Here is a 12836-nt window from a genome sequence, read left to right as displayed (position 1 = left end):
CACTACAATTCAGAATAGTTTGGCGTGACCGGCCTCGAACTGCAACCTGCCTTTGGGACGCTATCGGCTATCAACACGAATGCCACCAGAAAATCCGGTGGCATTCGTAATCGTACATAAATAAACTACCTCAATTGGTTAGTAACCCGGATTTTGTCCTTTTAAACCAATGTTTGGGTTATTGTCGATTTCCTGCTGTGGAATCGGCAGCAGCTCGTGTTTGCCTTTCTGGAAATACGCAAGGGGCTCCGAGGTTAACTTGCCCTGTTTACGCCAGCGTAGAATGTCCCGGTTCCGGATTTCTTCCCCGTTTAATTCCACCCGACGCTCGTGTACGATAGCCGCGAAAACCTGCTCTTTGGTAGATACAGGATACTTCGCCGTTGGGTACGCAGGCATGGCTACGCTGGGCCGGTTGCGAATCATGTTCAGGTACGTAACGGCGCCAGCCGAGTTGCCCAGTTCGTTTTCGCACTCCGCCATCGACAGCAGCGTTTCGGCGTAGCGCATGATCCGCTGATTGATGCCGCCCGTTGTTGATACGCCTGCTTTGTACATCAGGGTGAACTTCCGCCAGCTTACTTTTTGCTCCTTGCCGTCGACCATCGAGCCGAATCCGTTCTGTTGAGCGTCGGTCAGGACGTCCTGATCCCGATTGTATTTGTCGCCGGTCGTGTAGAACGATTTAGCATAGCGCGGGTCGGTCTTGGTGTCGCCTTTGCTGGTTTTTTCAAACTCGGCCAGCAGGCTGTTCGATGGGATGATGTTGCGCCAGCCGATGCCCGAGTACTCCTGCGTCCGAACGGTTTCTTCACCGGCCGAAGCGCCGTCGGCATCCCCGTTCCAGTTGAACGTACCGCCCGAGGGCAGGAAGTTTATTTCCCAGATGGATTCTTTATTGAATTCGGTTTCTTCGATAAAGTTGTCCGAATACTCATCCACCAGTTGATACGTTCCTGAGCTGATGATTTTCTGAAGCTCGGTTTTGGCGTTGGCGTAATCACCCTGGAACATATACACCCGAGCCAGCAGCATCGTCGCAGCTCCTTTTGTTGCCCGGCCCTGATTGGCTGCATCATACGTAGCAGGCAAGGCTTCCTGAGCCGCTTTCAGGTCCGCTATGACGAACGCGTACACTTCGGCTTCCGGCGCACGGGCCGCAGCCCCCGCCAATGAGGTGACGTAGTTTTTGTAAAGCGGAACCGCTCCCCACAGACTCACCAGTTCGAAATACGACCAGGCCCGCAGAAACTTAGCCTCACCTACTGCCTGCGTAGCTACCGCAGGCGTAAGTCCCGTTGCAGCCGCTGCTTTGTCGATGACTACGTTGGCCCGGTGAATGACCCGGTAGGCACCCGTCCAGACCGAACCAGACACGGAGTTGCCCGTATCATGAACGCCGGTCAGCAACTGATTTCGCGGTGTTTCGAGCTGTCCACCGCCCGACGATACGTCGTCGGAACGCAGGTCGTGGGCGAAAAACCACTCACGGGCTACTAAGTTCGTCGACTGCAGCGCGGCATAAATGCCGTTCGTCGCACTCCGGATCTGAACATCCGTTTTAAAGTAGCTGTCCGTTGTAACTGCGTTGGGGTTCAGTTGATCGAGCGCTTTTTCGTTGCAACTCACCGTTAGGCCGAGCAACAAAGCGCTAACAAAAAAATAAGGCCTTTTCATCGAAAATGTCAGGTTTTAAGTTCGTCTAAACTATTAGAATGTGATTTGAAGACCCGCCAGTACCGTACGAGCCTGCGGATAGTTTGCGTAATCGATACCACTACGTAACAGCGTACCGTTGCGCGAGCCGATTTCCGGATCGTAGCCCGTGTACTTCGTGAAGGTCAGCAGGTTCTGGCTGGATACGTATACCCGAACTTTGCTAACTACGCCATTGGTCAGACCCGATAGCGATTTGGCTGGGATCGAATACCCGATGGTCAGGTTTTTCAGACGCATGTACGAGCCATCTTCAACGAAGCGATCCGATGTCCGGCTGTTGTTGTTTGGATCACCACTCACTGCCCGGGGGATGTTCGTATTGGTGTTGGTTGGCGTCCAGGCGTTCAGCACCTCAGTACCGGCGTTGAACAGGCGCAGCATCCCCTGGGTTACCACTTTCGTGCCGTTGTAAATCTTGTTGCCGTAGGTGCCCTGTAAGTACAGCGTGAAGTCGAAGTTTTTGTACGAACCGGTGAAGTTGGCGCCGTAGTTGAACTTAGGTAGGTAGCTGCCTAAGTACGTCCGGTCGTTCGCGTCGATTTTGCCATCGCCGTTGATGTCCCGGAACCGAATGTCACCCGGTGCGGCTTTGTCCTGATACAACGACTTGTCATTTCCGTCGATGGCGTTCGCTGCGTTGATTTCAGCCTGGTTCTGGAAGATACCGTCTACCACCCAGCCGTAGAACGACTGAATAGGCTGGCCAACTTCGGTTTTGGTAAGATCAAATCCGCCGTAGTCGGCATTCTGACCAGCATAGATCGACGCGGTCGGCGTAGCCAGGCTTAGCACCCGGTTGCGGGTGATGCCCATGTTCGCCGACAGATTCCAGCGGAAATCGCCTTTGGCGTAGTTATAACCCGCCTGGAACTCATAGCCCCAGTTTTTCATGCTGCCAATGTTCGCCACCGGCGCTGCGCTATACCCAATCGAGTTTGGAATCGGTACGGCCAGAATCAGACCGTCCGTAAAGCGGTTATAGACTTCGCCCGTGAACGTAATGCGGTTGTTGAACAGGCCCACATCGACACCTACGTTGACCATGTCGGTCGTTTCCCACTTCAGATCGGTGTTACCCAGCGCGTTGAAGTACGAGCCCAGGCCGTTGGCGCTGCCGAATGGATATGCTGTTGCATCGGCCTGCACCAGCGACTGCCAGGCGTAGTTGTTGATGCCATTGAAGCCCGTGCGGCCGTAGCTGGCCCGTAGTTTCAGTTCGGAGAGTTGTGGCAGCCCTTTCATGAACCCTTCCTGGTTGATGCGCCAGCCCACCGAGGCTGATGGGAAGTTACCCCACTTGTTACCCGGTGCGAACAGCGAAGAACCGTCCCGGCGAATCGACGCGCTGATGAGGTACTTACCGTCGAAATCATAATTAACCCGACCGACGTACGAAATCAGATCGACTTCAGCACGGGTGCTTGTGATGGCGGGATTACTTACGCCCTGAATAACGTCAAGATCGTTGTTGGGGCGGGTACCCGATCCGGTCAGACCGGTCGACAGAACTTTCTGGGTCTCAGCAACGGCCAGCAGGCTAAGGCTGTGCTTGCCGAACGTCTTGTCGAACGAAAGCTGATTCGTTATCGTCTGTGCGATGTTGGTGTTGCGCGTTTGCTGCACCGTAGCCGAGGTACGCTGTACGTAGCCGTCGTTATAAATCGGGTTGAACGTACTGCCGTTGGCAAAACCTAAATCGACACCGTAGTTGAACCGATATTTCAGATAGCTTGTCAGCCGCACATCGGCATAGACGGTCGCGAACGCCTTCAAAAACTTCGTCCGGGTGACGTCTAAGGCAGGAGCGCGAAGTGGGTTTTCCGGGTCAGAGCCATCGGCAGCCGTTGGGGCGCTGAAGCCGCCTACTTTGGTAGGGTCCATAGTGGGCCAGTAGGGCATCATCCGGATGGCGTGCATCAACTGGGACCGGTCGCCCGTGGTTTCACCGCGCTGGTTGCTGTAGGCTGCGGTGAGCGTCTGGCCCACCGACAGAAACTTGGCAACCTGGTGATCGGAGTTCAGCCGTAAGGAACCCCGCTCAAAATCAGTACCACGCATGATGCCGTCCTGTTTGAAGTAACTGCCGGAAGCGAAAAAGCGCGATGCCGAATTACCTCCTGATAGCGAGAGTTGATGCTGCATGATCGGTGCCGTGCGGAACAGCTCATTCTGCCAGTTGGTTTCGGTCTGCGCGAACGTCTGGGTAGCGCCGTTATAAATAGGCTGGTTCAGGTTGCTTAACCGGGCAGGTAAGGCAATACCCGCGTTGGATGTCAGCGCCGTTGCGTATTGTACGTACTGATCGCGGTTGAGAACGTCAATCTTATTGGTCGTACTTTGGGTACCTACGTACGAATCGATCGAAATACGAATCTTGCTATCCCGGCTGCCTTTTTTGGTGGTGATCAGGATAACCCCGTTCGAAGCTCTCGACCCGTAAATAGCGGCCGAACTCGCGTCTTTCAGGACCTCAAGCGACTCAATGTCGTTGGTGTTGAAGCTGTTAAGGTCGCCCGTTGGCACACCGTCAATGACGTAAAGCGGACCTGACGCGTAGTTGATCGAGCCAACCCCGCGAATCTGTACGATTGGCGAACTGCCGGGGCCACCGTTGTTCACAACCGATACGCCGGGTACCCGGCCTTGCAGGGCCGATGATACGTTCGGTACCGGAAGGGCGGTGAGTTCTTTTGGTGTCACGGTTGAAACAGCGCCCGTTAAGGATGAACGCTTCTGCGTACCGTAGCCCACAACGACTACTTCTTCGAGCGCACCGGCGTCGCTTTCCAGCGAAACATTGATGACCGACTGATTATTGACGGTAATCTCCTGTTTCTTATACCCAATATAACTGAATACGAGCACGGTATTTCCATTTGGAACATCGATCCGGTAAGCTCCGCGCGCATCGCTGGCCGTTCCGCGCGTGGTTCCTTTAATCTGAATGTTAACCCCTACGAGCGGGCTTCCCTGTTCGTCGAGCACCGTACCCGAAACGGTTTGATCGAGGGCGTGTGCCCGCACGACCGAAGTGAGCGCAAGCAGGAATAAGACCTGGTAGAGACGAGGTCGCAGAAATTGATGGAGGAAGCGGCTAAGTTGTAATGAATTCGACATAAGTAGAAAGGTTATTGGTTTTTTAACGTGCGGAGTCTGCTTGAAGCAGATTTAACGGAGATTCGCGACCCGCTGAGGCTGGATCAGCGTGAATGGATTAGAGGATCAACTGAGCATGGGTTTAAAGTAGGGGTTAAGGAGTGAAAAGAGCAGGTTTACAGGCTATTATAAAGCGTTTTAATAAGAGTAGAATCTATAATTTTTATTAGTACAAAACATATTGACTAAGCTGGTATGTGTCAAACTGACACTTTAGTTGTTGGTTGAATAACGGCTTGATAATGAAATAGTATGAGTTGGCCGACCGTGATGAGTGATATTCTGTATGATCTACGTGCAAATATAAAAACTATGAAGATTATAGCAACCGATTGCACAATAATAAGATTTTTTAAAATATCATTTCCGTATACAAAGGAAATTTCAAATTCGGTACGCGCATTCAGCCAGTAGAAACCACTACGTTCCTTGGCAGCGCCAAAAGGCGTGAGTAATTTTGGTAGGAGATAATGTAAAGGCAACTTTTGTAGAAGAAAGGCTTTAAGCGTCAGTATAGTACGTATTTGATGGGTTAGTTCGCTGGCTTGCCCGAAGCTGTAATGGTTATAATTAATTGAGACGCTCGAAGGCCATCTGACCTGGCGGTAACGGTTATCTGGCCGGGCTGGCCTGCTTTTGCCCTGGCAATAACCAGAGCCAGGCCGCTAAACGCCTTTCGCTCCGTTGACGGAAACAATACCAGGTCAGCAGGGTCGCCGTTATCGGTGGCAACAATTTCGCCGGGACCCGAAACGGTGAACTGGATGGCGTTATTCGCTCGTATTACCACCGAGCCGCGGCTGCCTGTCATTCAAACGGTAACAAAAGATAAATCCTGACCCTCGGCTTTCAGTACGCTCCGGTCGGCCGCCAGTTGCAGTTGAACTGCACCAGAAGTGGTTCGCACGGTGTCGGTAGCCCACACTTTCCCTTTCTTGTACGTAACGACCCGTAACTCGCCGGGTTGATACGTTACACTGTTCCATCGAAACCTATATGCGGATAGGCCCTTCTTTTCCGGCCCAACTCGGCTTCATCAGCCGATGAAAAAACATGAACCGTCGTAATCTGTCCGACGCGGTCGGGCCAGGTTCAGTGCGGAAGAATATGCGCCATTTTATGGTCGGGACGCCAGCGGGACTGGTACAGCTGAAAGCGATCTTTCTTAAACCCGGTCAGATCGATAATGCCCGAATAGGAACTAGGGGCGGTATAATACGGCGTTGGTTCGCCCGGATAGTCCCAGCCGGTCCAGACAAATTCACCGGCTACCTACGGGTGTTTATCCTGCGAGGCAAATACCTTACCGGGCGAGGCTCCGAATGCGGCCGTGTACAGTTCATACGTGCTGGCCTGCTGGAGTTGGGCGTTGCCGCCATGCCTTCACTGACTGGTGCGCTGATATCGGCCGATACCGGAAACAGGTACGTACCACGGGTGCTGAGGGCAGACGCCGTTTCGCTGCTTACGATGAATTTACTCGGAAATTGCCGCTGAAACGCCGGGTACAGAGGTGAGGTTCGGATGCCTTTCAGATGGGCGTACGCTGGGGCGTCACGAATGCCTTCACCCTGTTAATTGAGACTGAGAATGTCCAGTACGGGAGGAACGCCATAGCCGGCTTGGCATAGTTCATTGATGCGGTGGCGGGTCGGGTCTTTCTCGCGCACCATGTCGTGCGGTTTTTTAGCCAGTGCCGCCCCCGCTTCATTGGTATATTGCCCGCCGACTTCATCCCCGAAGCTCCAGGCGATAACGGACGGATGATTTTTATCTCGTCGGACAAACGCCCGGATGTCTGGTTCGTGCCAGTCGGGAAAGATCAAATGAAAATCCAGGGGTGTTTTTTTGCGTTCCCGATTGTCGAATATCTCGTTGATCACCAGAAAATCCATGCGGTCCGCTACGTTTAGATTCGGCTTTTGAGCAGGCAGCGGTCCCCGCAACAAGGAATTTTTAAGGATAACGGAAACCGCTAGTTTCTGCTATTTCCGGTCGTGTCCCAACGACTGAGCGGGGGAATTCGGCTGCTTTGCCGCCTGTTCGTTTCAGTTCGCTATCTACTGGATAAACCTCTGTGTCGACTTCAACGGGTTGGTCGGTAGTGGAGATATTCTCAACCTGCACCACCCGACCAACCGTAGCCGGGACCTTTGACGCACTGGTCGACGCAACACACGTACCTCATTGTGCTACGTGAGTCGGGTAGACTTTCGTGAGCCATACGTTCCGGTAGTTACCGCCCCCGGATACCAGCGTGCGGATTGGTCGGGTTGCCTAGCCGGATGGCCAGTTGATTATCGTCGCCGGGTTTCAGATACTTACTGCTGATGATAAGCGATTGCGGACTTTTACAAGTCACCAGCCATAACGAACTCGATTAAGTGAGAATGCAGACAGAGCGAGATAGACTGGATGGAGTCAAAAAAACACGATACCTGAGTCATTTAACCTGTACCTGTTATCAATCGTATACGGATGTATACATCGAACAAGGAGTTGGGAAAGCTTGACACATACGTAATTGGATGCGCTCAGCGGAGTGATTGGCCGAAAACGGTTGGCAGCGATTCTAAAGGACCGTAACAGAAGTGAAGTCAGTGCTGCGCGATTAACCTTAAGAAAATCGAAAGCCTATCAATACCGCTTTATACCCGCTGCTTGAAACAGAACGTATTAACCTTTGCTACAAATGAAGCAGTCAGAAAATCTGGGCAATCGGTTGCATGGCCGCCGAATGAACATGAGTCTCTTTACATTGTCGCTTTAGTTAAGCCAGCTGGCTTACAGAAAATTTTTGCTCACCCCTGCCAGACGTGAGCTTTTTATCAACAAGACCGTGCATTCCCTGCTAACCACGTTTCTTAAATTTTGGCCTGGAATCGGCCGCTTACAACTGTCTAGGGGTTATAAGTAGCATCTGATATGAGCATCTTTGCTATTAGCCATCAGTAGATTTCTACGTATTTGGGCATTACGTGTGTAACCGATTGCAAAGACAAAACGCAAAAAAACGTACCAGCCTGATTGCCGGTCAGATCCTGATCTATTCCTTTTTTACTCGTATGGTTTTATCCTATTATCAACGACTACGTATCTATTCTCTTACGAAGATTTTCCTGATCTGTTTGTTATCACTGGCGGGTCATGTAACGCAGGCTCAGCTTCGATTACCTAAATTGATCAGTGATGGGATGGTGTTACAACGCGACGCCAAGTTAAGAATATGGGGCTGGGCAAAGCCGGGGGAACGGATTACGGTACGCTTCAAAAACAAAACGTTCAAAACCGTAACCGATGCCGATGGGAAATGGCAGGTTGAGCTGCCGCCAATGCCAGCGGGTGGCCCGTTCACGATGGACATTACCGGTAGTTCCCAGATTAAATTAACCGATATTCTGATTGGTGACGTATGGTTTTGCAGTGGACAAAGCAATATGGTTCACCAACTGAACATCCACGACGTTACGTATGCAAAAGAGATTGCGGCTGCCAATGATCCGCAGATCCGGCAGTTTTGGATACCGACGCTTACAAGCCTCCAGAACCCGCAAAGTGATCTGCCGACGGGGCAGTGGAAGGCCGCTGTAGGCGAAGATGTCAGACCTTTTTCGGCAGTGGCTTATTTCTTCGCCAGGAAGATTCACGAAAAATACAACGTGCCGGTTGGGATCATCAATGCCAGCGTGGGGGGCACACCAATCGAAGCCTGGATAAGCGAAGAAGGGGTAAACGACTTCGCTTCTTTAAAATCCACCGTTGAAAAAAACAAAGACACTACGTATGTCAACGGCCTGACCCGACGGGCTGCCACCGCGCCCCGACCTGCGCCCCCGGTCGATCTTGGCCTGGCGGGTACTACAAAATGGTACGATGTGACGTATGTTCCCAAGGGTTGGCGGCCGATCAATATTCCGGGCTATTGGGAAGATCAGGGCATAAAGGATTTGAACGGCGTGGTGTGGTACCGGCGGGAGATTGAGGTGCCGACTTCGATGGTAGGTAAACCCGCCAGGGTGTTTCTGGGACGAATTGTCGACGCCGACGAGCTGTACATCAACGGCAAATCGGTCGGCAAAACGACGTACCAGTATCCGCAGCGCCGGTATAGCGTGCCCGCCGACGTATTGAAAGCGGGAAAAAATGTATTTGTCGTACGCGTCACCAATATGGGAGGCAAAGGCGGCTTCGTCCCCGATAAGCCGTATTGCCTGTTCGCGGGTGCCGATACGGTTGATCTGAAAGGCAGCTGGTCTTACAAAGTAGGTACGGCCTTCCGGCCCGTGGCGGGTGGAGGCTTCGGGGGCGGAATTGTGGCCCAGAATCAGCCAACGGCATTATACAATGCTATGGTAGCCCCCGAAATCAAATATGCCATCAAAGGGTTTTGCTGGTACCAGGGCGAGAGCAACGCCGGCCGACCTGAGGAATACGAGCAGTTGCTGCCCGCGTTAATCAACGACTGGCGACGGATCTGGAAACAGGGTACGCTGCCGTTTCTGTACGTACAGTTGCCGGGGTTCATGGACTATAACTACCAGCCCTCCGAAAGTAACTGGGCCATCCTGAGAGAAGCGCAGCTCAAGGCTCTATCCGTCCCGAATACGGCGATGGCCGTGGCGATTGATCTGGGCGAGTGGAACGATATCCACCCCGACAACAAAAAAGACGTAGGCGAACGCCTGGCGCTGGCCGCCCTGAAAACCGCCTACAAGGAGGATCTGGTTTATTCGGGTCCGCTCTACCAGTCGTCAACCGTTGACGGCAACAAAATGGTGATCAGCTTCGCGAACACGGGCGGTGGGTTGATCACCAACGATGGCGAAGAGCCCGGTGAGTTCGCCATTGCGGGCAGTGATAAAAAATTCGTCTGGGCAAAAACAAAGCTGGAGAACGGTAAAGTGATCGTGTGGAGCAACGAAGTACCGAACCCGCAATACGTGCGTTACGCCTGGGCCGATAATCCCGTAAATCCAAATGTGTACAACAAAGAAGGACTGCCAGCTTCGCCATTCAGAACCGATAAATAAACGTATTGTCTTCTGAATATGCACACAAAAATCCCTGACCTTCGCGCTACTTACAGGGATTATATAGGCGGCTGTAGCCCAGCAGGTGGCCGTTGATAGCAGTAAATAACCGCGTTTTAAAACAATGACGGCCGTTCAGGACCAAGCCGATAGGATGCCGCAATTGGGGATTCGTACGAGGCCGACCCGAACCACGATGAAGCATTAGCTGATCCGATACCGATGCCCCCAATTTTTAGTATTTCATCCTCTCGGCAAACCGAAAGCTTGCCGATGAGCGGGCTGCCAGCTAATTTGAGTTGATCGAAGAACACATAACATGCGAAAGCCGCCCGGTCGGAGAAATAGGTTGCTATACCTAAACTTCACCGGGCGGCTTTTCTTCAATGGTTGATTTAATAAAATCAACCATTGAAGAATTACCTCGAATCTCATTTGCATCAGCAATGCCGGTAGTTGTCCTGAACCAGTTTACGTAATGCGGGCTACGTGGGACGACAGGCCGGGGCCAGACTCTAAGTTTATACCGAACCAATCAGGCGTAAATCAATTTAGCGTGTAGATAGTTAGACGAATAGCAGTCGGAACGGTTATTTTCTGCTGCTGTAAGCGGTAAATCTATATACGATGTCAATTCTTTTGTCTCCAATTACCATCCGGACTGTTCATCTAAAAAATCGGATTGTAGTATCCCCTATGTGTCAGTACTCCAGCGAAGATGGATTTACCAACGACTGGCACCTGGTTCATCTGGGTAGCCGGGCTGTAGGTGGGGCCGGTCTGATTTTTACGGAAGCTACCGCCGTATCCGCAGAAGGACGGATCACGCCCGACGACCTGGGCATCTGGAAAGATGAACATATCGCCGGTTTAAAACGAATTACAAGTTTTATCGACGCGAACGGGTCCGCAGCGGGTATTCAGTTAGCCCATGCGGGGCGGAAGGCAAGCCACCGTCGGCCGTGGGAGGGAGGCCGCGCCATTGCGCCAGACGAAGATCGAGGCTGGCAAACGGTTGCGCCAAGTGCGGTTCCGTTCCGGGAAACAGAGCCATCGCCAACCGAACTGGATAAGGATGGGCTCGAAAAGGTCTGTTCCGATTTTGAAAAAGCTGCCCAAAGAGCCATTGAGGCTGGTTTTAAGGTCGCCGAGATTCACGCGGCACACGGGTATCTGCTGCACGAGTTCCTGTCGCCCCTGAGCAACCAACGTACCGATACCTATGGGGGCTCGTTCGAAAACCGGATCCGGTTGCTACTGGACGTGGTGAAGCGGGTGCGAAACGTGTGGCCCGACGAGTTTCCGCTATTCGTACGTATTTCTGCTACCGACTGGACCGAAGGCGGTTGGACAGCCGGCGACTCCGTTGCCTTAGCGGCTGTGCTTAAAGGCCAGGGTGTTGACATAATCGACTGCTCTACGGGGGGTAACGTACCGAAAGCTAACATACCGTCTACGCCCGGTTATCAGGTTGAGTTTGCCGAACGGATCAAGCGGGAAACAGGTATACTGACGGCCGCTGTCGGGTTGATTACGTCCGTTGAACAGGCGGAGACCATTCTGGCCAGCGGGCAGGCCGATCTGATCCTGTTAGCCCGTGAATTTCTGCGTGATCCGTATTTTCCGCTGCATGCCGCCCACAAACTGGGCGAGGACATTCGCTGGCCGGTGCAGTACGAACGCGCGAAACCCCGCTGAGTAGATTCCCGGACCAATCGGATGGAGAGCCGCAGGCAAGTGCGTTCATAGTCTTGTGAACAAAACCAGGTTGATACGTAGTAAAAGCCATTTTTAAAACAGCTATATGGAATACAGAAAACTGGGAGAGTCAGACTTATCGATATCCGTAATCACCTTTGGCGCGTGGGCTGCTGGTGGGTGGATGTGGGGCGGAACCGAACGTAACGGTGCCATCGAAGCTATTCGAGCTTCGTATGATCTGGGCGTAACGTCCATTGATACGGCCGCTATTTATGGGCAGGGAGCCAGCGAGGAAATCGTGGGTGAAGCCATTAAAGGACTGCCACGCGACAAAGTACAAATCCTGACCAAGTACGGAATGCGCTGGGATCTGGCCAAAGGCGATTTCGGCTTCAAAAGCCAGGACAACAACGGTAATCCAATCGATGTCTACAAGTACTCGGGCAAAGAAAGTATTATCAAGGAATGCGAAGACAGCCTGAAGCGACTCGGTACCGACTACATTGACCTGTACCAGATGCACTGGCCCGATAAAACGACGCCCATCGAAGAGAGTATGGAAGCCGTTTTGCGGCTGATCGAGCAGGGGAAAGTGCGGGAGGCCGGTGTCAGCAACTACAACGTAGCGCAGATGAAGCAGGCCGAAAGCGTACTCAAACTAGCCTCGAACCAGGTGCCATTCAGCATGATCAACCGGGGCATTGAAGAGGAGCTGGTACCGTATTGCCTGGACAACAACAAAGCGATTCTGGCGTATAGCCCGATGGAGCGTGGGCTGCTGACGGGTAAGATTAAACCGGGTCATCAATTTGCTGAAGGCGATCACCGGGCGGGTTACCGGTTCTTCAAGCCTGAGAATATTGAGCAGACCGACCAGTTTCTGCAAAAAATCAAGCCATTGGCCGACAGTAAAAACGCTAGTCTGGGTCAGTTAGTGATTCGCTGGACCATCGAGCGCCCAGGGATTACGGTGGCGCTGGTCGGTGCCCGCAATGCCGAACAGGCCATTCAGAATGCAAAAGCAATCGACATTCAGTTGTCTGCTGACGAGATTGATTTTATTAATCAGCAGCTCGACCAACTGGAACTCGTATAAGCCTTGAACAGGCAGAGATATGGTAACGTGGCGTTAGAGTAAGACTCCAACGCCACGTTGTTTTTAATAAGAAAGGATAATTGACGGCCCTGTCTGGTCAAACTGAACCGTAATTTTCGGGTTATCAGGTAAAT

The 12836-nt window shown here is 52.4% G+C and carries 9 protein-coding genes and 1 pseudogene; 4 read left to right on the top strand and 6 right to left on the bottom strand.

All coding sequences use genetic code 11. The annotated features are described in order from the left end of the window. Positions 1–138: 138 nt before the first annotated feature. The 4 genes and pseudogenes from ACYVBJ_RS24355 to ACYVBJ_RS24340 all read right to left on the bottom strand — a co-directional run. Complete coding sequence (locus ACYVBJ_RS24355) at positions 139–1677, bottom strand: RagB/SusD family nutrient uptake outer membrane protein (protein WP_460984895.1); 1539 nt, start codon at positions 1675–1677, stop codon at positions 139–141. 33 nt (positions 1678–1710) lie between these two features. Further along, a complete protein-coding gene (locus ACYVBJ_RS24350; RefSeq protein WP_460984894.1) occupies positions 1711–4836 on the bottom strand; it encodes a SusC/RagA family TonB-linked outer membrane protein in 3126 nt (1041 codons plus the stop codon). A gap of 571 nt (positions 4837–5407) precedes the next feature. Then, a complete protein-coding gene (locus ACYVBJ_RS24345; protein ID WP_460984893.1) occupies positions 5408–5686 on the bottom strand; it encodes a hypothetical protein in 279 nt (92 codons plus the stop codon). Then, a pseudogene (locus ACYVBJ_RS24340) lies at positions 5687–5887 on the bottom strand (DUF4982 domain-containing protein); the annotation flags it as partial. 41 nt (positions 5888–5928) lie between these two features. Here ACYVBJ_RS24340 and ACYVBJ_RS24335 point away from each other — a divergent pair. Continuing rightward, complete coding sequence (locus ACYVBJ_RS24335) at positions 5929–6372, top strand: hypothetical protein (RefSeq protein ID WP_460984892.1); 444 nt, start codon at positions 5929–5931, stop codon at positions 6370–6372. A 77-nt stretch (positions 6373–6449) separates the two neighbouring features. Here the strand turns inward: ACYVBJ_RS24335 and ACYVBJ_RS24330 are convergent, their stop codons facing one another. Both ACYVBJ_RS24330 and ACYVBJ_RS24325 read right to left on the bottom strand, forming a co-directional pair. After that, entirely contained in the window at positions 6450–6824 is a 375-nt protein-coding gene (locus ACYVBJ_RS24330; RefSeq protein WP_460984891.1) for a glycoside hydrolase family 2 TIM barrel-domain containing protein, read from the bottom strand. Positions 6825–7111: 287 nt separating this feature from the next. Then, entirely contained in the window at positions 7112–7237 is a 126-nt protein-coding gene (locus tag ACYVBJ_RS24325; RefSeq protein ID WP_460984890.1) for a hypothetical protein, read from the bottom strand. A 703-nt stretch (positions 7238–7940) separates the two neighbouring features. Between ACYVBJ_RS24325 and ACYVBJ_RS24320 the strand changes: the two genes are divergently transcribed. From ACYVBJ_RS24320 to ACYVBJ_RS24310, 3 genes are all read left to right on the top strand, one after another. Then, positions 7941–9905, top strand: coding sequence for a sialate O-acetylesterase (locus ACYVBJ_RS24320; protein WP_460984889.1), 1965 nt, complete (start codon positions 7941–7943; stop codon positions 9903–9905). Between the two features lie 627 nt (positions 9906–10532). Next, positions 10533–11603, top strand: a complete 1071-nt coding sequence (namA, locus tag ACYVBJ_RS24315) for an NADPH dehydrogenase NamA (RefSeq protein ID WP_460984888.1) — start codon at positions 10533–10535, stop codon at positions 11601–11603. Positions 11604–11709: 106 nt separating this feature from the next. Next, complete coding sequence (locus tag ACYVBJ_RS24310) at positions 11710–12702, top strand: aldo/keto reductase (protein WP_460984887.1); 993 nt, start codon at positions 11710–11712, stop codon at positions 12700–12702. Positions 12703–12836: the final 134 nt, after the last annotated feature.

This window comes from Spirosoma fluminis (genome assembly GCF_054778895.1).
This window is presented reverse-complemented; position numbering and strand designations above follow the sequence as displayed.